This is a genomic window from Sphingopyxis sp. NJF-3 (assembly GCF_053514865.1).
On the sequence record NZ_CM130726.1, the window covers coordinates 664701 to 683645 of the forward strand.

26 protein-coding genes are annotated in these 18945 nt (G+C 68.4%); 11 read left to right on the forward strand and 15 right to left on the reverse strand.

What is annotated here, in order from left to right:
- The first annotated feature begins 72 nt into the window (after window positions 1–72).
- The 6 genes from ACOTSS_RS03045 to ACOTSS_RS03070 all read left to right on the forward strand — a co-directional run bounded on the left by ACOTSS_RS03045 (window position 73) and on the right by ACOTSS_RS03070 (window position 4890).
- Window positions 73–651, forward strand: coding sequence for a type II secretion system protein GspJ (locus ACOTSS_RS03045; protein ID WP_448690069.1), 579 nt, complete (start codon window positions 73–75; stop codon window positions 649–651).
- Window positions 648–1652: a type II secretion system minor pseudopilin GspK gene (gene gspK / locus ACOTSS_RS03050; protein WP_448690070.1), complete on the forward strand. Its 1005-nt coding sequence runs from the start codon at window positions 648–650 to the stop codon at window positions 1650–1652. The genes ACOTSS_RS03045 and gspK overlap by 4 nt, the downstream gene beginning before the upstream one ends.
- Before the next feature lies 1 nt (window position 1653).
- Window positions 1654–2805 (forward strand): type II secretion system protein GspL, encoded by a 1152-nt coding sequence (gene gspL / locus ACOTSS_RS03055; protein WP_448690071.1) that lies wholly within the window; start codon window positions 1654–1656, stop codon window positions 2803–2805.
- Entirely contained in the window at window positions 2802–3284 is a 483-nt protein-coding gene (gene gspM, locus ACOTSS_RS03060; RefSeq protein WP_448690072.1) for a type II secretion system protein GspM, read from the forward strand. Before gspL ends, gspM begins: the two co-directional genes overlap by 4 nt.
- Window positions 3281–4000 (forward strand): type II secretion system protein N, encoded by a 720-nt coding sequence (gene gspN, locus ACOTSS_RS03065; protein WP_448690073.1) that lies wholly within the window; start codon window positions 3281–3283, stop codon window positions 3998–4000. The genes gspM and gspN overlap by 4 nt, the downstream gene beginning before the upstream one ends.
- A 98-nt stretch (window positions 4001–4098) precedes the next feature.
- Window positions 4099–4890: a prepilin peptidase gene (locus tag ACOTSS_RS03070; RefSeq protein WP_448690074.1), complete on the forward strand. Its 792-nt coding sequence runs from the start codon at window positions 4099–4101 to the stop codon at window positions 4888–4890.
- Here the strand turns inward: ACOTSS_RS03070 and pal are convergent.
- The 15 genes from pal to ACOTSS_RS03145 form a co-directional block, all read right to left on the reverse strand.
- Window positions 4877–5392 (reverse strand): peptidoglycan-associated lipoprotein Pal, encoded by a 516-nt coding sequence (pal, locus tag ACOTSS_RS03075; protein WP_448690075.1) that lies wholly within the window; start codon window positions 5390–5392, stop codon window positions 4877–4879. The genes ACOTSS_RS03070 and pal overlap by 14 nt on opposite strands.
- Window positions 5393–5506: 114 nt before the next feature.
- Window positions 5507–6883: a Tol-Pal system beta propeller repeat protein TolB gene (gene tolB, locus ACOTSS_RS03080; protein WP_448690076.1), complete on the reverse strand. Its 1377-nt coding sequence runs from the start codon at window positions 6881–6883 to the stop codon at window positions 5507–5509.
- 5 nt (window positions 6884–6888) lie between these two features.
- Window positions 6889–7686, reverse strand: coding sequence for a hypothetical protein (locus ACOTSS_RS03085; protein WP_448690077.1), 798 nt, complete (start codon window positions 7684–7686; stop codon window positions 6889–6891).
- Between the two features lie 36 nt (window positions 7687–7722).
- A complete protein-coding gene (gene tolR, locus ACOTSS_RS03090; RefSeq protein WP_448690078.1) occupies window positions 7723–8187 on the reverse strand; it encodes a protein TolR in 465 nt (154 codons plus the stop codon).
- Window positions 8187–8885, reverse strand: a complete 699-nt coding sequence (gene tolQ, locus ACOTSS_RS03095; protein ID WP_448690079.1) for a protein TolQ — start codon at window positions 8883–8885, stop codon at window positions 8187–8189. The genes tolR and tolQ overlap by 1 nt, the downstream gene beginning before the upstream one ends.
- Window positions 8879–9358 (reverse strand): YbgC/FadM family acyl-CoA thioesterase, encoded by a 480-nt coding sequence (locus ACOTSS_RS03100; protein WP_448690080.1) that lies wholly within the window; start codon window positions 9356–9358, stop codon window positions 8879–8881. The genes tolQ and ACOTSS_RS03100 overlap by 7 nt, the downstream gene beginning before the upstream one ends.
- A gap of 100 nt (window positions 9359–9458) precedes the next feature.
- On the reverse strand, window positions 9459–10493 hold the full coding sequence (gene ruvB, locus ACOTSS_RS03105) for a Holliday junction branch migration DNA helicase RuvB (protein WP_448690081.1): 1035 nt from the start codon (window positions 10491–10493) through the stop codon (window positions 9459–9461).
- A gap of 6 nt (window positions 10494–10499) precedes the next feature.
- On the reverse strand, window positions 10500–10919 hold the full coding sequence (locus tag ACOTSS_RS03110) for a hypothetical protein (RefSeq protein ID WP_448690082.1): 420 nt from the start codon (window positions 10917–10919) through the stop codon (window positions 10500–10502).
- Complete coding sequence (locus ACOTSS_RS03115; RefSeq protein ID WP_448690083.1) at window positions 10912–11322, reverse strand: GFA family protein; 411 nt, start codon at window positions 11320–11322, stop codon at window positions 10912–10914. Before ACOTSS_RS03115 ends, ACOTSS_RS03110 begins: the two co-directional genes overlap by 8 nt.
- Window positions 11319–11921: a Holliday junction branch migration protein RuvA gene (gene ruvA, locus ACOTSS_RS03120; RefSeq protein ID WP_448690084.1), complete on the reverse strand. Its 603-nt coding sequence runs from the start codon at window positions 11919–11921 to the stop codon at window positions 11319–11321. Before ruvA ends, ACOTSS_RS03115 begins: the two co-directional genes overlap by 4 nt.
- A gap of 211 nt (window positions 11922–12132) precedes the next feature.
- Window positions 12133–12606 carry a crossover junction endodeoxyribonuclease RuvC gene (gene ruvC / locus ACOTSS_RS03125; protein WP_448690085.1) on the reverse strand — a complete coding sequence of 158 codons (474 nt, stop codon included), beginning with the start codon at window positions 12604–12606 and terminating at the stop codon, window positions 12133–12135.
- 112 nt (window positions 12607–12718) lie between these two features.
- Window positions 12719–13465: a YebC/PmpR family DNA-binding transcriptional regulator gene (locus ACOTSS_RS03130; RefSeq protein WP_448690086.1), complete on the reverse strand. Its 747-nt coding sequence runs from the start codon at window positions 13463–13465 to the stop codon at window positions 12719–12721.
- Between the two features lie 72 nt (window positions 13466–13537).
- Window positions 13538–13855: a heavy metal-binding domain-containing protein gene (locus ACOTSS_RS03135; protein ID WP_448691281.1), complete on the reverse strand. Its 318-nt coding sequence runs from the start codon at window positions 13853–13855 to the stop codon at window positions 13538–13540.
- Between the two features lie 31 nt (window positions 13856–13886).
- Window positions 13887–14129, reverse strand: a complete 243-nt coding sequence (locus tag ACOTSS_RS03140) for a DUF2312 domain-containing protein (RefSeq protein WP_448691282.1) — start codon at window positions 14127–14129, stop codon at window positions 13887–13889.
- Between the two features lie 54 nt (window positions 14130–14183).
- Window positions 14184–14513, reverse strand: coding sequence for a DUF1244 domain-containing protein (locus tag ACOTSS_RS03145; RefSeq protein WP_448690087.1), 330 nt, complete (start codon window positions 14511–14513; stop codon window positions 14184–14186).
- Between the two features lie 111 nt (window positions 14514–14624).
- Between ACOTSS_RS03145 and pyk the strand changes: the two genes are divergently transcribed.
- The 5 genes from pyk to ACOTSS_RS03170 all read left to right on the forward strand — a co-directional run bounded on the left by pyk (window position 14625) and on the right by ACOTSS_RS03170 (window position 18920).
- A complete protein-coding gene (pyk, locus tag ACOTSS_RS03150) occupies window positions 14625–16076 on the forward strand; it encodes a pyruvate kinase (RefSeq protein WP_448690088.1) in 1452 nt (483 codons plus the stop codon).
- A gap of 144 nt (window positions 16077–16220) precedes the next feature.
- Entirely contained in the window at window positions 16221–17018 is a 798-nt protein-coding gene (locus ACOTSS_RS03155; protein WP_448690089.1) for a hypothetical protein, read from the forward strand.
- 50 nt (window positions 17019–17068) lie between these two features.
- Complete coding sequence (locus tag ACOTSS_RS03160) at window positions 17069–17431, forward strand: hypothetical protein (RefSeq protein ID WP_448690090.1); 363 nt, start codon at window positions 17069–17071, stop codon at window positions 17429–17431.
- 244 nt (window positions 17432–17675) lie between these two features.
- Entirely contained in the window at window positions 17676–18449 is a 774-nt protein-coding gene (locus ACOTSS_RS03165) for an arginyltransferase (protein ID WP_448690091.1), read from the forward strand.
- An 81-nt stretch (window positions 18450–18530) separates the two neighbouring features.
- The gene (locus ACOTSS_RS03170) at window positions 18531–18920 is read left to right on the forward strand and encodes a DUF3060 domain-containing protein (protein WP_448690092.1); all 390 of its coding nucleotides are present in this window, start codon (window positions 18531–18533) and stop codon (window positions 18918–18920) included.
- Window positions 18921–18945 lie beyond the last annotated feature (25 nt).

The following is an 18945-nucleotide window of genomic DNA, read 5'->3' on the forward strand; positions in this document are numbered from 1 at the left end:
CGGCCTCTGGAGGCCCCGGCTTCCGCCGGGGCGCGCCGCTCTGACGGGCAGCGCGGTTTCACGCTCGTCGAAATGCTCGTCGCGCTGTCGATCTTCGCGGCGATCGCGGCGATGGGCGTCGGCCTCTTGCGCAGCAGCGTCGACACGCAGGATGCCGTGCAGGGGCGGTTGAAGGCTATGGGCGGCATCAACCGGCTGCGCGCGGTGATGGCGAACGATCTGGCACAGGCGCTGCCGCGCGCGACGCGCGGCCCCTCGGGCGAGGCGGTGCCCGCCTTCGTCGGGTCGGCGACCGGCTTCGCCTTCGTGCACGGCGGCGCGAGCGCGCTCGATGCGGGGCCGCGCCCCGCGGTCGAGCGCGTCGGCTATGCGCTCGTCGGCGGTGAGTGGCGCCGCGCGACGCAGCCGATGCTTGACGGCACCGCGCTCGGCGACGGCGACCGGCTGGCGGGTGAGGTGACCGGCGCCGCGATCCGCTATCGCGACGAGGCCGGCAGCTGGAGCGAGACGTGGAATTCGGGGCCCGCCGATCGCCTGCCGCGCGCGCTCGAGCTGCGGCTGACGCGCGCCGGCCGCGCGCCGCTGGTCCTCCTCTTCCTCACCGCGCCGACCCCGCCTCCGCCGCCCGGCGTCGAGGTTCCGGCACCATGACGCGCGGACCCCAGGAACGCGGCGCGGCGCTGCTCAGCGTCCTGCTGCTCGTCGCGGTGATGGCGGTGATCGCGGCGACCGCGCTCGACCGGCTGACGCTCGCGACGCGGATCGCGGGCAGCGCCGCCGCGGTCGACCAGGGGCGCGCCTACAGTTTCGCCGCCGAACAGATCGCGCTGCGCCGCGTCGCCGATCTCGTCGCGCGCGACCCCGCCAGGCTGACGCTCGCGGGCGACTGGCTGGGGCGCGAATTCGTTCTGCCGCTGCCGGGCGGGCAGGGGACGGCGCGGCTCACCGATGCGAACAATTGCTTCAATCTCAACAGTCTGGTCATCGAGGCGGCACCCGGCCGGCTCAGCCAGCGCGCGGTGGCGGTTCGCCAGTTCGCCGAGCTGATGGCGCTGCTCGGCGTCGATCGCGGCGAGGCGGAATCGATCGCCGGCGCGACCGCCGACTGGATCGACAGCGACAGCAACGAAGGTCCGCTGGGTGCCGAGGACGGCGTCTATCGCGGGTTGGAGACGAGTTACCTGCCCGCCAACCGCATGATGGCCGACGTCAGCGAATGGCGCGCGGTGCGCGGCGTGACCTCCAAAATCCATGCGCGGCTGAAACCGTGGATCTGCGCCTTGCCCGCCGCCGATCCGGTGAAGCTCAACGTCAATACGCTCGCTCCCGAACAAGCGCCGTTGATCGCGATGCTGATGCCCGGCGAAATCGGCCTCGCCGACGCGCGGGCGGCGCTGGCCGCGCGGCCCGCCGGCGGCTATGGCAGCAGCGTGCGATTCTGGCAGACGCGCGCGCTCGAACGGTTCGCGCCGCCGAACGGGGTCGACGAACAGGCGGGCGTGACCAGCCGGTGGCTCGCGCTGACGACGCATGTGACGATGGGGGACGGGGATTTGACGGCACAATCTCTCATCGATGCCTGGGGCGGCGCACCGGCGGCCGGAGCCGCGCCCCCGGCGATCGTGCGCCGCGACTGGGGCGAAAGCGATTGAGATGACGTCGACGCTGATTCTCTGGTTGCCGCCGCTCGCGGCGCTCGATGCCGCCTCCGCGGCCGCCGACATCGCGTGGCTGCGCGTCGACGACGGCGTCGTCGTCGATTCGGGGCAGGATGACGGCTGGGTCGATGCGTGGGAACGACCCCGCGACGACGCGCGCGGCGAGGCTCGGCTGATCGCGCTTGCTCCGGCCGCCGACGTTCCGGTTCGCTGGCATCATTTCCCCGACGCCGCGCCGGCGCAGGCGGCGGCGGCGGCGCGGATCGAGGCGCTGAAACACTGTCTCGGCGATCCCGCGGACCTCCACATCGCCGCGGGGCAACCCGCGACCGCGGGGCAGGCGGTGCCGGTCGCGGTGACGACGCACGCGGCGATGACGGCGTGGACCGAGTGGCTGCAGGCGCGCGGCCTCGACCCCGCGGCGATCGTGCCGGCGGGCGCCATGGTGCCGCCGCCCGAGCCCGATACGCTGTGGACCGCCGCGGTGGGGCGCGAACAGATCGTCCGCACCGACGACCGCGCCTATGTCTCCGACCCCGAGCTCGATGCGCTGATCGCCGCCGGACGCACCATTATACCGCTCGATGCCGAACGGATGCGCGAGGCGCTGCTGCTGTCGCTCGCCGCGCCGCCGCTCGACCTGCTCAGCGGCGCGTGGAAGCCGAAGCGGCGCTGGGCGGTCGATCCCGCACTGGTCCTGTGGGGAAAGCGGCTGCTGCTCGCGCTCGTCGCGGTCAGCCTCGCCATCCCGCTCGTCCACGCGATCCGCCTCGGTTCCGACACGCGGCGCGCCGACGCGGCGGTCGTCGCGATGGCGAAGAAAGCGGGCGTCGCCGCTCCCGACGCCGAGGCGGCGGAAGCCGAGATCGACCGGCGCCTCGCGGCGGCGGGTGGCGGGCCGCTCGCCTTTTCGGTGCCCGCGTCGGCGCTCTACGACGCGATGCAGGACACGCCGGGGGTGACGCTGAAGACGCTGTCGCACCGTACCGATGGCACGCTGACGACGTCGCTGGCGGCGCCGCGCGTCGAGGACCTCAACCGGGTGCTGCTTGCGCTCCAGACGCGCGGCTACCGCGTCACCGCGCAGCCGATGGCGGGCGCCGACGGGCAGCAGATGGCGAATATCACGATCCGGGCGGTGCCATGATGGAACGGGTGCAAAGCTGGTGGACGGGACTGTCGCTGCGCGAGCGCTGGCTGGTCGGCATCGCGGGCGCGCTGGCGCTCGGCGTGCTCCTGTGGGCGCTCGGGCGTCCGGCCTATGCCGCCTTCGCCGATCTGGAGGGTGATCACCGCGCCGCGATCGAGCGCGAGGGGCGCGTCGCCGCCAAGGTCGCCCTGCTCGCGCGGCGCCCCGCGAAATCGGTCGCCGCGGCGGTCGACGCGGTGGCGATCGACCAATATCTCGCGCAGTCGGCGGGCGAGATCGGGCTGACGCTCGACCGCAACGAGGCGCGCGGCGCGGCGCAGGCGACCATAGCGATCGCGACGGCCAAGGCGCCGGTGCTGACCGACTGGCTCGCCTCGCTCGAGACGCAGGGCTTCGTCGTCGACCAGCTCACCATCACGCCGGCCGCCGACGGCACGGTCGGCATGACCGCCGAACTTCGAAAGGGCGGCCAATGACGCGCGGCACGAAGCGCTGGATCGTCGCGGCGGCGCTGTTCGCGCTGCTGTTGATCGCCGCGACCTTTCCGATGCGCCTCGCGCTCGCCCTGTCGGGCGCGTCCGACGCCGGGTTCAGCGCGCGCGCGGTGCGCGGGTCGGTCTGGTCGGCCGAGCTGGTCGACGCGCGGCTGGGCGCCCTGCCGCTCGGCACGCTCGACGCCAGCCTGTCGCCGCTCGCGCTGCTGAGCGGGCGCACCGAGCTGGCCTTCGAGCGCGGCGACGAGCGGCTCGGCGCGCTCGCGGGGCGGCTGCACGGCAGCGACCCCCGCGGCCTTTCGGAGGTCAATGGCGTGACCAGCCTGTCGGGCGGCCTCGGCGTGATTCCGGTCGACACGCTGCGGTTCGAGGGCGCGACAGTCCGCTTCGATGCGGCGGGGAAATGCGTCGAGGCGGGCGGGCGGTTGCAACTGTCGGTCGCGGCGCCGATCGCGGGGCTCGACCTGTCGCGCGGCCTGTCGGGCCCGCTGTCCTGCGCGAAGGGGCGGGCGCAGGCGGCGCTCGCCAGCCAGTCGGGCATGGAGCGGCTGATCCTCTCCTTCGACGGCAGCGGCGCCTGGCGGGCCGAGTTCGCGATCAACGTCGACGACGACCCCGCGATGGCGGCGGCGCTTGTCGCGCTCGGCTTCCGGGCCGGACAGGGCGGCTTCCGGCTCGCGACCAGCGGCCGCTTCTAGGACATGCCTTCTTCCCTGCGTTCGCGTCGAGCGAAGTCGAGACGCCATGCTGGATCGAGGGGCGTCTCGACTTCGCTCGACGCGAACGGGGTAGGGTAGTGGAAGCGGGTTCTGCGTTCCTGAATGCGCTCCCGATCGGCGCGGGGATCGCCCTCGCGGCGCTGATCGGCGCGATTTTCGGCAGCTTCATCGCGACCCTCGTGCTGCGCTGGCCCGCCGGGCGCTCGCTCGCGGGGCGGTCGCGGTGCGACGGCTGCGACGCACCGCTCGGCGCGCGCGATCTCGTGCCGCTGCTGTCGGCGCTCCGGTTGCGCGGCCGCTGCCGCCGGTGCGGTGCACCGATCGATCCCTTTCACGGCCGCGTCGAACTCGTGTCCGCGCTCATCGGCGCGCTCGCGTTAGCTGTAATACCGGGCACTTCGGGTTGGCTCTGGGCGCTGTTCGGCTGGCTGCTGCTGCCGCTGACACTGCTCGATGCGCGCCATATTTGGCTGCCCGACCCGCTCAACGCCCTGCTCGCGGTTGTCGGGCTGGCGTTAGCAGGCCCGCTACTCGGCACCGCGCTGTTCGACCGCTGGATCGGCGCGCTCGCCGGCGGGGTGACTCTCGCGCTCGTCGCCTGGGGCTGGCGCCGCGCGCGCGGGCACGACGCTATGGGCGGCGGTGACCCCAAGCTCGTTGCCGCGATCGGCGCCTGGCTCGGCTGGCAGCCGCTGCCACTGCTGCTGTTGCTCGCCAGCCTCGGCGGGATCGGCTGGGCGCTCGTCACGCAAAGAGAAGGGGACCGGCCGCTGGCGTCGCGGCGGGTCCCCTTCGGTGTTTTCCTGTGTGTCGCGGCCTTCGCGGCGGTGCCGCTCTGGCCGTGGCTCGCGGACCTTACTGCCCGATGACGACCGTCACCGCGCGGCGGTTCTTCGCCCAGGCGGCTTCGTTCGAACCGAGCTCGGCCGGACGTTCCTTGCCATAGCTGATGACCTGGATGCGGCTCGGGTCGATCCCCAGCGAAGCGAGATAGTTCTTCGCGGCATTGGCGCGGCGCTCGCCGAGCGCGAGGTTGTAGTCGCGGGTGCCGCGTTCGTCGGCATGACCCTCCAGCGTGACGCGGACGGCGGGGTTGCGCTGCAGCCATTGCGCCTGGCTCTGCAGCGTCGCCTGGTCTTCGGCATCGACATTATACTGGTCGAAATCGAAGAAGACGCGATCCGACGAGACGTTGGCGACGAAATCCTGCTGCGATCCGGGGATCACCGCGTTGCCGATGCCGCTGTCGGCGGAACCGGTGTCGGTGCCTTCGGGCGCCGGGGGCAGGACTTCGGGCGCCTTCTTCGAGCAGGCGCCGACCGCCAGCATGGTGATGGCCGCGATCATGGCGGTGGTTTTGCGTATCGTCATGGCATCGGTCCTTCTGTTGTTGTGCATTTCATCCGCACGAAGCGGGGTTAACCTAGGTTGAAGTGATTACGGAACCCCTTTTGAACCCTAGGGGCGCGCTTTGGTTCCGCTGCGTCAGGGCCGGATCGGGCCCCAGCTCGGGTCCGATCCGTCGCGCGGGGTCGGCAGGCGGCGCAGGTTCACGCCGGTCAGGTCGACCTGCCAGATGCTCGACTTGCCGTCGCGCCCCGGCGTGGTGCGGAAGAACTGGATCACGCGGCCGTTCGGCGCCCAGGTCGGGGCCTCGTCCTGCCAGCTGTTGGTCAGCATGCGCACGCCGCCGCCCGAGGGCGTCATCACCCCGATGCGGAACTCGCCGCCGCCCATGCGGGTGAAAGCGATCAGGTCGCCGCGCGGCGACCATTCGGGGGTGGCGTAGCGCCCGCCGCCGAAGCTGATCCGCTGCTGGCTCGATCCGTCGATGTTCATCGTATAGAGCTGCTGGCTGCCCGACCGGTCGCTTTCGAACACGATCTTCCTGCCGTCGGGCGAGAAGCTGCCGCCGACGTCGATGCCGGGGGTGTTGGTCAGCCGCACCGGCGTCCCGCCCTCGGCCGAGATGCGATAGATGTCGGTGTTGCCGCCGACCGCCATCGAAAAGAGGATCTGGCGGCCGTCGGGCGACCAGCGCGGCGCGAAGGTCGCGTTGCGGCTTTCGGTCACCAGCTTCTGCGACCCGGTATCGACATTGTAGATGAAGACGCGGACGCGGTCGGCCAGATAGCTGACGTAGACGATCTTCTTGTAATCGGGCGAGAAGCGCGGGCTCAGCGCGAGCGCCTGGCCGTTGGTGATGAATTTGTGGTTGCCGCCGTCCGAATCCATGATCGCGAGCTGCTTGGTGCGGTTCCCCTTGGGGCCGCTCTCGGCGATATAGGCGATGCGGCTGTCGAAGAAGGGCGATTCGCCCGACAGGCGCGAATAGATGGCGTCGGCGCATTTGTGCGCGGCGCGGCGCCAGTCGCCCGGCTGGATCTCGAAGCCCTGGCGCACCAGCTCGCTGCCGAGCGCGGTGTCGTAGAGGTAGCAGCCGACGATCAGCCCGCCGGTGCCGCTGGTGCGAACGAAGCCCTGGACGACATTCTCGGCATTGCGCGCCTTCCAGTCGGCGAAGCGCGGCGCGGTGACCTCGGGCATGGTGATCGCGCGGACGCTGCCGGGGCCGAGCGGCGCGTAAAGCCCGCTGCGCTCGAGGTCGGCGGCGATCACCTCGGCGATCTGGCGGCCGAGATTATCGGTGCGCAGCCCCGCGACGGTCGCGACCGCGGGGGTCGCGAGCGCGGGCACCGCGATGATCGTGCGTTCCTGCGACAGCTGGCCCTCGATCGTCTCGTGGGGGGTGGTCTGCGTGACGGCGGGCGGGGTCGGCGCGGCGGGCGCCGTCTCCTGGGCGAAAACCGGCGCGGCGGTGAGCAGAAGCGCGAGCGAAAGGCTGAGTGGGCGGAGGGTCATCTCTCTTACCTCTTGATGAAATCGAGCGTGTAATTCTGCCAGAAATCATAATTCTCGGCTGGCAGATCGAAGGGTGCGGCGAGTTCGACCGCGCGTTTCGCGCATTCCTGGTGACGCTTGATCTGGAATGTGTTGCTGTCGTTCTCGCCGGTGGTGGTGACGCTCGTGAAGCCCGCGAGCGCGCCCGACCGGGTCAGGCGGAATTTCACCACGGTCTTGAGCTGATCGACGTCGACGCCCGAAACGCGGCAGCTGTTCCAGCGCGGCCCCACCGCCGCCTTGATGCTGACGTCGATCGAGCGTTTGACCTCGGCGGCGGTCGCTGCCGCCGGGGCGCCCTTGCTCGACGATTGCTTGGGCTGCGACCGCGACAATCCCTCGGCGATGCCGTCGAGCCGGCCGGTGGGGCGCGTCGGCCGGTCCTTGGGCTTCGGCGTCGCCTTGGGCGAGGGTTTGGGCTGTGCTTTCTGCGCCGGTTGCTGCTTCTTGGGCGGCGCGGGTTTGGGGCGCGTCACCTGCCTCGGCGACGGAGCGGGGGTCGGTGCGACAACCGGTTCGGGGAGCGGCGGCGTGGGGACGGGCTCGGGCGCCGCTATGTCGGTCGCATATTCCTCACCCAGCCGCGCCGCGGGCGGCAGTTCGCTGATCTCGGGAGCGGTCGAGGTCGCGGCGGTCTCGGCGATCAGGTCGACCTCCATCGGCGGGTTGTCGAAGCGCCGGTCGCCGGCGGTCCATTGCACCGAGAGCAGGCCGATGACGAGGACGTGCAGCGCCACCGCGATGGCGACGCCGTTCCTTTCCATGCCCCTTGATGCCCGTTGTTCGGCCATTTTCCTAGCCTATTGCCCGGTTTCTGAACCCGTCGTGACCAAGGCGATGCGCGACAGGCCGGCGCGGTTGAGCTCGCCCATCACCTGCATCACCCGGCCGTAGTCGAGTCCCTTGTCGGCGCGCAGCATGATCTGGCGCGGCCGGTCCTGGCCCGCATCCGTCTGCGCGATTGCCGAGAGCCGCGCGGGCAGTTCGGCCTCGCTGACCGGATCCTCGCCGATATAGATGGTGTCGTCGCCGCCGATCGACAGCTGCACCGGCTCGCGCTCCTCCGTATCGAGCGGCTTGGCGCGACTGTCGGGCAGGTCGATCGGCACCGCGGCGGTGAGCAGCGGCGCGGTGATCATGAAGATGATCAGCAGCACCAGCATCACGTCGACGAGCGGGGTGACGTTGATCTCCGACATCGGCGTGCGCCGCCCGCCGCGCCTGCGGCGTCCGCCGCCGCCGCCAGAGGGGCCGGACATCGCCATCAGGCCTCGACCTCCAGTTCGCGGCTGAAGGTCGCGTGCAGCCCGTCGGCGAAGCGGCCGAGCCGCGATTCGAGGCGGTTCAGCCGCTGCGAGAAGGCGTTGTAGGCGATGACCGCGGGAATCGCCGCGAACAGCCCGATCGCGGTCGCGAACAACGCCTCGGCGATGCCCGGCGCGACGACCGCGAGGCTGCTGTTATTCTCCGCTGCGATCGCGGTGAAGCTGCGCATGATGCCCCAGACGGTGCCGAACAGCCCGACGAAGGGCGCGACCGATCCGATCGTCGCCAGCGTGCCGATCTTCTCCGCGAGTCGGTCGACTTCGCCCGCGATCGCGCTGTTCATCGCGATGCCCAGCCGTTCGCGCGTACCGTCACGGTCGACCGTCTTGCCTGCGGTCGAACGGCGCCATTCGGAAATGCCCGCGGCCAGCACCTTGGCGCTCGGCAGCTCCTCGCGGCCGTTCTCGTCATAGAATTTGTCGATATTGCCCGCGCGCCAGAAATCGCGCTCGAACCGTTCCGACGCACGCATCAGCTTGCCGACGCCGCGACCGTGGGTGAAGATGGTGGCCCAGACATAGACCGACGCGGCGAGCAGGCCGATCATCACGGCCTTGACGATGATGTCGGCCTGCAGGAACAGCGCGACGGGGGACAGGGTCGCCGCGTCGGCGGCCAGCTTGATATTGTCTAGCAAGGGATGCTCTCTCCATTCATGATCGCGGTGAAACGGCTGGCCCAGCCCGCCGGCTGGCGCCGCGGCCGACCTTCGGGCGACAGAAAGGCCGCCGTGACGCGGCCGTCCGTCAACATTTCGCCCGATAACGTATGATGACCGCGAAGGATGCGCTGGGCGATGACGACGCTCGCGCCGCGCACCGCCTCGACGGTGCTGACGACCAGCAGGTCGTCGTCGAGCTTTGCGGGCCTCAGATATTTGATCGCGAGATCGGTCACCGCCCAGGCGCCGTCGCCCGCCTCCATCGCCGCACGCTGGTCGATACCGGCGAGCCGCAGCATGTCCGACCGCGCGCGCTCCATATAGCGCAGATAATTGGCGTGATAGACGATGCCGCTGAGGTCGGTGTCCTCGAAATAGACGCGCGCCCGGTAATGATGCGCGGCCCCCACGAAAGCGCCGGGGACGAAGGGGGGAGGGACGTCAGCCATTGCTCAGACCGATAGCCGGTGCACGACTCGTCGCAAACCCCCCTTTCACCATTCGTCGCAGGCCAGCGGCATTTGGCGGAAGGAGCGGCGGTTTTCCGGCCTATTTTCCCTGGTCGAACAGCCCGTCCTGCGTGCCCGCCGGCGGATTGAGCCCGAGATGCTTCCACGCGCTCGCGTTGAGCATCCGCCCGCGCGCGGTGCGGGCGATCAGGCCGACCTGGAGCAGATAGGGCTCGATCACGTCCTCGATCGTGTCGCGCGGCTCCGAAAGCCCCGCCGCCAGCGTCTCGACCCCGACCGGGCCGCCGCGATAAATGTCGGCGATCATCGTGAGGTAACGCCGGTCCATCGCGTCGAGCCCGAGCGCGTCGACCTCGAGCCGGTTGAGCGCGGCATCGGCGGCTTTCGCATCGACCACCGCCGCACCCGCCACCGTCGCGAAATCGCGTACGCGGCGCAGCAGCCGCCCGGCGATGCGCGGCGTTCCGCGCGAGCGTTTGGCGATTTCGAGCGCGCCGTCGGGCGCGATGCCGAGGCCCAGCAGCCGCGCTGCGCGGCCGATCACCTGTTCGAGCTCGGCATGGGTATAGAAATTGAGCCGCACCGGAATGCCGAAGCGGTCGCGCAGCGGCGTCGTCAGCAGGCCCTGCCGCGTCGTCGCCCCGACGAGCGTGAATTTGGGCAGGTCGATCCGCACGCTGCGCGCCGATGGCCCCTCGCCGATCATGATGTCGAGCGCGCGGTCCTCCATCGCCGGGTAGAGAATTTCCTCGACCGCGGGCGCGAGCCGGTGGATCTCGTCGATGAACAGGACGTCGCCGTCCTCGAGATTGGTGAGCAATGCCGCGAGGTCGCCCGCCTTGGCGATCACCGGCCCCGAGGTCGAGCGGAAGCCGACGCCAAGCTCGCGCGCGACGATCTGCGCCAGCGTCGTCTTGCCGAGCCCCGGCGGCCCGAAGAAGAGCACATGGTCGAGCGCGTCCGACCGGGTTTTCGCCGCCTCGATGAAGATACGCAGATTCTCGCGCGCCGCCGCCTGCCCGACGAATTCGGCGAGCGACTTGGGACGCAGCGCCGCGTCGGCGTCCTCGGGGGTGCGCAGGGGGGTGGTGAGGTCGGTCACGGTTTCGCTCATCCCCCGCTATGCGGCTTTGCGCAAGTCGGCATGGCACTGCGAGCATCGTTCTTCGGGATGGAAGCGGCGATCGCCTGCGGCGTGGCCATTGGGGTTGGCGCGGACATTCCATTCGTCGAGATCGGGGCTGGTCAGCAGCGTAGGCTTGCCGCACGAGGGGCACAGGCTCACCCGACGTGTGACCGGATGGACCCATGGCATGACCAGCTTGAGCAACACGACAGCAATTATGGTCGACCATGCCGCCGGCGGGAGGAATGGAAGCCATTCTGCGATCCGGTCGCCGAACAGCCCCCACATTGCAAGCAGGGCGGCAGCGGCGATGGCTATAAAGGCCAGTCCTTCCAGCGCCAACGCAACCCAGCCCATTGCATAGGGTGACAGACCTTGCGCGGGATATCCAAGATGATCCCGGCGCTTAGTCATAATGTTCTATCGCCTCGCCGGCGATCGAAACCCAAGGCTCCTTGCGCTCTTCGTAGACCGAATAGTCGGGCACGAAGCCGTGGCCGGGCTCGAAATTCCCGAGCGGGATCGCATAGGCGTCGTGATAGGGCCGCGCCCGATACCAGACGCCCGAGCCGCAGGTGCCGCAGAAGAAGAAGTCGGCCGTGTTGCCGCTGGCGCCGGTATATTGCCACATCTTCGTTTTCGCTTCGCCCTCGATGCGGACCTGCTCGGCCGGAAAGCGGACCTGCGCGGCGAAGGCGCTGCCACTCCGCGCCTTGCACTCGCGGCAGTGGCAGACCGACACGCGGATCGGCTCGTCGGTGCAGGCGATGCGGATCTCGCCGCAGCGGCAGGAGGCGTGGCGGATGGTTTCGGTCATTTCGCTGCCTTTTTGAGGGCGACGCGCACCAGCGCGTCGAGGGTCGCGCCCGCGCCGAGTTCCTCGTTCGCGGCGGCGACGGCGCTGCTCGCTTCGCCGGGCTTGAAGCCGAGGCCGGTGAGCGCGGCGACCGCGTCGCCGAGCGGGCCCGACGCGGGGGCTGCCGCGGAGCCCGCGGCCCCGGCGATACCGCCCAGCGCCCCGGCTTTGTCCTTCAGTTCATGCGTAATCCGCTGCGCCAGTTTCGGCCCGACGCCGTTGGCGCGTGCGATCATCGCGCTGTCGCCGCCGGCGAGCGCGCGTTGCAACTCGGCGACTTCGAGCGCCGAGAGGATCGCGAGCGCGACCTTGGCGCCGACGCCCTGGACGCTGATGAGCAGGCGGAACCAGTCGCGCTCCTCGGCGCGCGCGAAGCCCAGAAGGCGCAGGAAATCCTCCCCGACCAGCATTTCGGTGTGGATGGTGACCTCGCCGCCGGCGGGGCCGAGCGCGTCCAAAGTGCGCGCCGACGCCTCGACCAGATAGCCGACGCCGCCGACGTCGATCACCGCATGGCCTGCGCCGCTTGAATCGAGCCGTCCCGTCAGTTTTGCGATCATGGACCGGTGCTAGCGCGGGGGGAACGAAAAGGGAATCAATTTCCCGCCGCCGTCTCCTTCGCACCGTCAATTAGGCCTTTCCTACATTGTTCGGCCGTGTCAGCCTTCATCGGACTTTTCAGGCGAAGGATGCGGCTGGTCGAGTCGGGCGCATTACGGAAGGCCAAGGGGGACGTCGTTGGGCTGAACTTTCCTGAACTTTGGAATATGCTTATCCCAGGCTCCGATGATTGGCGTGGCAGATCGCGACTGCCAGCGCGTCCGCCGCGTCGGCGCCCGCGACCTTCGCGCCCGGCAGCAGCACGCGCAGCATCGCCTGCACCTGCTCCTTCGCCGCGCCGCCGGTGCCGACGATCGCCTTTTTGACGAGGCGCGGGGCATATTCGGCGACGGGGAGGCCGCCGCGCGCGCAGGCAAGGAGCGCGATACCGCGCGCGTGCGCGAGCTTGAGGGTCGATTGCGGATTGTCGTTGACGAACACTTCCTCGACCGCGGCCGAGACGGGCGCATGGTCGGCGATCACCGCGGCGAGGACGGTGTCGAGATGGGCGAGCCGGTCGGGCAGCGCGGCCTTGGCGTCGGTCTTGACCTGGCCGTTGGCGACGTGGCTGATCCGGCTGCCCTCGACGCGGATCACGCCCCAGCCGGTGCAAGAGAGCGAAGGGTCGAGACCGAGGATGATCATGACCGGAAGCCCCTCCCCTTCGGGGGAGGGGTTGGGGTGGGGGCTGTCGAGGTTGCGCGAGGCCGATGGACCCCACCCCCGACCCCTCCCCTGAAGGGGAGGGGGGATAAATTCACCCCAGTTTCTCCATCACCGCGTCGGGGATATCGTAATTGCCCCACACCGTCTGGACGTCGTCGTCGTCGTCGAGCGTGTCGATCAGCTTGAACAGCGTCTGCGCGGTCGCTTCGTCGGCGACCTCGCTCTTCAGCGTCGGGCGCCAGGCGAGCTTCACCCCCTCGGCGTCGCCGAGCTTGGCTTCGAGCGCCTTGGCGACCTCGTGCAGATTCTCGACGCTGGTCCAGATCTCGTGGCCGTCCTCGGACGATTCGACGTCGTCGGCGCCGGCGTCGAGCGCGGCCTCGAACACCGTGTCGGCGTCGCCCGCGCCCGCCGGATAGGTGATCTGGCCGAGCCGGTCGAACCCATGCGACACGCTGCCCGACGTGCCGAGGTTGCCGCCGTTCTTGGCGAAGGCGGTGCGGACGTTGGTCGCGGTGCGGTTGCGGTTGTCGGTCAGCGCCTCGACGATCAGCGAGACGCCGCCGGGGCCGTAACCCTCGTAGCGGATTTCCTCGTAATTCTCGCCTTCGCCGCCCGACGCCTTGTCGATCGCGCGCTGGATATTATCCTTGGGCATCGACTGCGCTTTCGCCGCGTTGACCGCGGCGCGAAGACGGGCATTCGCGTCGGGATCGGGCAGGCCCATCTTGGCCGCGACGGTGATTTCGCGCGCGAGCTTGGAGAAGAGGGCGCTGCGCTTCTTGTCCTGCGCGCCCTTGCGGTACATGATGTTCTTGAATTTGCTATGGCCGGCCACGGCCTACCTCCATCGATATGGAAAAATGTGGCGCCGCCCTAGCCTGCGCGGCTTTTCGAGACAACCGCCGTGTCAGAGAACGACCGCGGTACCGCTCGCCGACACCATCAGCATCGACCCGTTCTGGCCGAGCACCTCATAGTCGAGGTCGACGCCGATCACCGCATTGCCGCCGAGACGCGCGGCCTCGGCTTCCATCTCGGCAATCGCTTCCTTGCGGGCGCGGGCAAGGACGTCCTCATATTTGCCCGATCGGCCGCCGACGATGTCGGTGATGCTGGCGAACAGGTCGCGGAAGATGTTCGCGCCGACGATCACCTCGCCGGTGACGATGCCCAGATATTCGCGGACCGGATGGCCCTCGACGGCGTTGGTCGTGGTGCTGAACATCATATCGTCTCCCGATGATTTCGCGCTCGCGTCAGTCGATGCCGAGCGCCGATTTATACACGTCGAGGATCGCCTCCATCTCCTTGCGATCGTGGATCGGCATTTTGCGCAAGCGGACGATCTGGCGCATGATCTTGGGGTCGTAACCCTGCGACTTGGATTCGTTGTAGACGTCGCGGATATCGTCGGCGATGCCCTTTTTCTCTTCTTCCAGCCGCTCGATGCGCTCGATGAAAAGGCGCAGTTGTTCGTCGGCAGTGGTGGCTTCGCTCATTTTGGACTCCGCTGGGGTTGGATTTTGCGCGGCGAGAATCGCCTCGGCGCCCACCTAGCGGGGTCCGGGATTCTTCGCCATGCTTTCTTCCATCCGGGCAAGTTGTTCCTCGGTCGCGGGGGTGTGGTGGCGCGCCTTCCATTCGGCGGTCGGCATGCCGTGGACGATCGCGCGGCCCGCTTCCTTGTCCATGTCCCCCGCCTCGGCGATCCAGTCGCCGAGGCAGTTGCGGCAGAAGCCGGCGAGGCCCATCAGGTCGATGTTCGCCGCATCGTGGCGATGGCGGAGCAGTCGCACCAGCCGGCGGAAGGCGGCCGCCGCGATGGCGTCGTCGAGGGTGTCGAGCGCATCGGCGGCGGCGGTCTGGTCTTCGCTGCAGGACATCGGGCGTTTCTCTCCTTTGGGGACTGAATAGCTATACGGCGGTTGCCTTGGCGCGATCAACGCGCCATGCCCCGCAAGAACCGTAACGGCAAAATGACAAGCGGAGCAATCGTGGTCCAGAGTTTCACCCCCCGCCAGCGCAAGGTGCGCATCCTGGCGACCCTTGGTCCTGCGAGCGCGAATCCCGAAATGATCGCGGCGCTGCACCGCGCCGGCGCCGATGCCTTCCGCGTCAACATGAGCCACGGCGACCACGAAGGCCATGCGAAGGTCATCGCGGCGATCCGCGCGCTCGAAAAGGACACCGGCCGCCCGACGACGATCCTCGTCGACCTGCAGGGGCCGAAGCTGCGCGTCGGGACCTTCAAGGCCCCCGCCGACCTGGTGAAGGGCGAGAGCTTCGTTCTCGATACCGACAAGACGCCGGGCGACGCGACGCGCGTCCATTTGCCGCACCCCGAGCTGTTCGCCGCGCTCGAGCCCGGTACGCGCCTGCTCGTCGACGATGGCAAGCTGGTGCTGCGTGTGCAAAGCGTGTCGCCGGATCGCATCGAGACGATCGTCGAGGTCGGCGGCCGGATCTCGGATCGCAAGGGGGTCAATGTCCCGGATGTCGTCGTGCCGCTCGCGGCGCTGACCGAGAAGGATCGCAGGGACCTCGCCTTCGCGCTCGACCAGCATGTCGACTGGATCGCGCTGTCCTTCGTGCAGCGTCCCGAGGACGTCGCCGAGGCGCGGCGGCTGATCGGCGGCAAGGCGGCGTTGCTCGTCAAGTTCGAGAAGCCGTCGGGGGTGGAGCGGCTCGAGGAGATATTGGAGATCGCCGACGCCGCGATGGTCGCGCGCGGCGACCTGGGGGTCGAACTGCCGCCCGAGGCGGTGCCGCCGCTCCAGAAGCGCATCGTCGCGACCGCGAGGGCCATGGGCAAGCCGGTGGTCGTCGCGACGCAGATGCTCGAATCGATGATCGTCTCGCCGACCCCGACCCGCGCCGAAGTGTCCGACGTCGCGACCGCGATCTACGACGGCGCCGACGCGATCATGCTCTCGGCCGAAACCGCCGCGGGCGCCTGGCCGGTCGAGGCGGTGACGATGATGGATTCGATCGCGCGCTCGGTCGAAAGCGACCCCGACTATTACCGCCGGCTCCATTTCACCGAGACCTTTCCCGACGCGACGACCGCCGATGCGCTTGCCGAGGCGGCGGGGAGCATCATCGGCACGATCGGCGCCGACGCGATCATCTGCTTCACCGCGTCGGGATCGACCGCGCGCCGCGTTGCGCGCGAACGTCCGGGCGCGCCGCTGCTCGTGCTGACGCCGAAGCGCGAGGCGGCGCGGCGGCTCGGCCTGCTGTGGGGCGCGCATGCGGTTCCGACGAAGGACATCGGCAGCTTCGAGGAGATGATCGCCAAGGGCAAGCGCATGGCGCTGCGCCACGGCATCGGCCGCGCGGGCGCCAAGCTGGTGATGATGGCGGGAGTTCCCTTCGGGACGCCGGGATCGACCAACGTGCTGCACGTCGCGACGCTGACCGGCGATGAATTGAAGGGATATGGATGATGTGACGGCAGAATGGGGAAGCCCGGTGCGGCTTTTCCGTTCGGGGATGCTGCGTCCCGTCCGAATCTCCTGTCTATGATTCGAAAGGTCGATACGGTAATGCGCTGGTCCCGGCAGCGGTGAGAGAAGGGTGCCCGTTCGCATATGTTGAGGAATTTGTTTTCGAAGGGTGCGGCCGCCACCGAGACCGAACCTGAGCCAAGTTCCGAAGGGCCTGCGGCAAGCGAATCCCGCGCCTATACCGTCGGCTGGCTGCTCAATGTCGAAGGCGCCAGCGTCATCTGGGACACTCCGCGGCCGGTACGGATCGAGTCGCAGAGCAAGGACCCCCGATCGGTCGGGCAATGCCCCTCCGTGCTGGATTTCGACCGCCGCCATTTCGTGATCAATTGCCCCATCGACGTCCACCTGCGGCTCAACCTGACGGGCGGAGGGATGGAAATCACGAATGTGCTCGCAGACAAAAGCCCGATTCGCGCCGAGGCGCTGCAACGGTGGATCGTGTTCCAGCCGCGGCACGAATGGCGCCACCCGGAGCGCCCTGTGCTGCAGATGCTGACGTCCTATGTCTTCGTTTCGGACGACCCGGTCTATGTCAATCAGTATCCGCCACTATTCCATTATACGCCCGACCGGCCGGGCATTCAGATCAGCGGCCGCTTTCCGATCGATATCTGGCCGCGCCCCTTGCAGTGGGCGTTCGAGTGGCACGACACGACGAAGGACCTGATCCTGCGGCGCGGCGAACCGCTTTTCTATGTCCGGTTCGATGGCCCGGATCCGGCGGCGCCGACGCGGCTGATCGAGGCGAAGAAGACGCCCGAGCTCGAAAGCTATATGGCGTCGATTACGGGCGTCACCGAAATCGTCGGGCAGACCTATTCGCTGTTCAAGACGGCCCGCGAGCGCCGGCCGGCGAGGCTGCTCTACGCCAAGGATTGAGCGGTCCCGGTTCGCCTGCGCAATGATTGTCGAATCAAGAGGAATTTACATTGAAATATGTCGAGGTTGTCGAATGGTCGGCGAAGGACGGCGGCGTTCACTTCACCATGAAGGATGAGGACCAGGCGCTTCACCGCTTTGAGGTGGGTGCCGAATGTTCCGCGATCCTGGCGGGTGCGCTGGTCGCCGAATTCGAAAAGCTCGACGGGCCGGAGCGTGAAGCGCAGTTGCTCCGCCCGGTCGGGATGCAGACCGGAAAGACGGAGCAGGGTGAGCCGATGCTGTTCATGACGCTTCGCGGCGGGGCCGAACTGCCGTTCGTTTTCAAGCGCGAAAGCCTGGACGTCCTGATATCCGAGCTCCAGAAGCTCAAAGCCCTTATCGAACCCGGAGCGCAGATCCACTGGCGCTAACCGGCGACGGCCTCAAGGGTTATAGCTGAGCTGCGTTCCGTTTGGCGGTTGACGCAGATTTTGATTCAGTTCGGCACAAAAGTTACCGCGCGATTCAGAAAATTTCGCTTCTGATTCAGTTCGGGACGGACAAAAATGGTAAATGATGTTTGCACCATTGACGGCGCGCGGCATAGTCGCTGCATCTAGTCCGTCGGGGCCGCGCGTGGGGCGGCCCGCACCATAGTCCGGAGGCCTGTCTCGCGTGTCCGCGCCGTTTCGTTTTCCGCGCTTCTTCGTCACCAGCCCGGCGCCATGCCCCTATCTGGCGGGCAAGACCGAGCGCAAGGTGTTCACCGAACTCGGCGGCCATAACGCGAACGAGCTCAACGACGCGCTCGGCCGCATCGGTTTTCGTCGCAGCCAGTCGGTCGCCTATCGGCCGAGCTGCGCCGACTGTTCCGCCTGTGTTTCGGTGCGGGTATGCGCGAACGATTTTGCGCCCAGCCAGTCGCAGAAGCGCAACCTGCGCCGCAACGGCGACCTCGCTGCCACTGCGTGCAAGCCTTGGGCGACCGACGAGCAATATGCGCTGCTGCGTTCCTATCTCCAGTCGCGCCACCCCAATGGGGGCATGGCCGACATGGACGAACAGGATTTCGCCGACATGGTCGAGCAGACCCCCGTCGATTCCTATATGATCGAATATCGCGAGCCGACGGCCGACGGCAGCCGCGGTCGCCTCGTCGGCTGCTGCCTGACCGACCGGCAGGGCGACGGACTGTCGATGATCTACAGCTTCTTCGACACAGCGCATCCGCTGCGCGAGGGGCTCGGCACCTATATCATCCTCGACCATGTGCAGCGCGCGGCAAGCGCGGGTTTGCCCTATGTCTATCTCGGCTATTGGATCGAGGGCTCGGCGCGCATGGCCTACAAGGCGCGGTTCCGCCCGCTCGAAAAACTGGGCCCCGACGGCTGGTCGCGCTTCGAGCCGATCGCATCGGACCGGATCGCCGCGATCTTCGAACTCGCCTGACACACGGCCCGTTGACGCGGGCATTTTTCCATAGCATTGAACGCGAAGGGAATTTCGGGGCGGGGAACGAAGGAGACGACCTTGTTCCGCTATCATGCTGCCGCGAAATATCTGCTTCCCGCCTTGGCTGCCAGCCTCGCCTTCACCGCCGCGCCGCTTGCCGCTCAGCGGAACAACGGCACGGGAACGCGCGACGGCGCGGCCGTCAGCGGAGTCGATCAGGCGCACCGGATCGACTGCGGCGGGCAGCCCGCTCAGGTGTCGGGTTCGGACAACCATATCGATTTCGTCGGCGATTGTCCGGGCCTGACCGTCAACGGCGTCGGCAATCAGATCAGCATCACGCTGCGCCCCGGCGCCCCGCTCAGCGTGTCAGGCGTCGACAATGTCGTGACTTGGCGGGTGGCCGGAAAGGGCAAGCCGCGCCTCGCGGTGAGCGGGGTCGACAATCAGGTACGGCCGGCGCGTTAGCGCCGGCGACGCGGGTGATGACGCA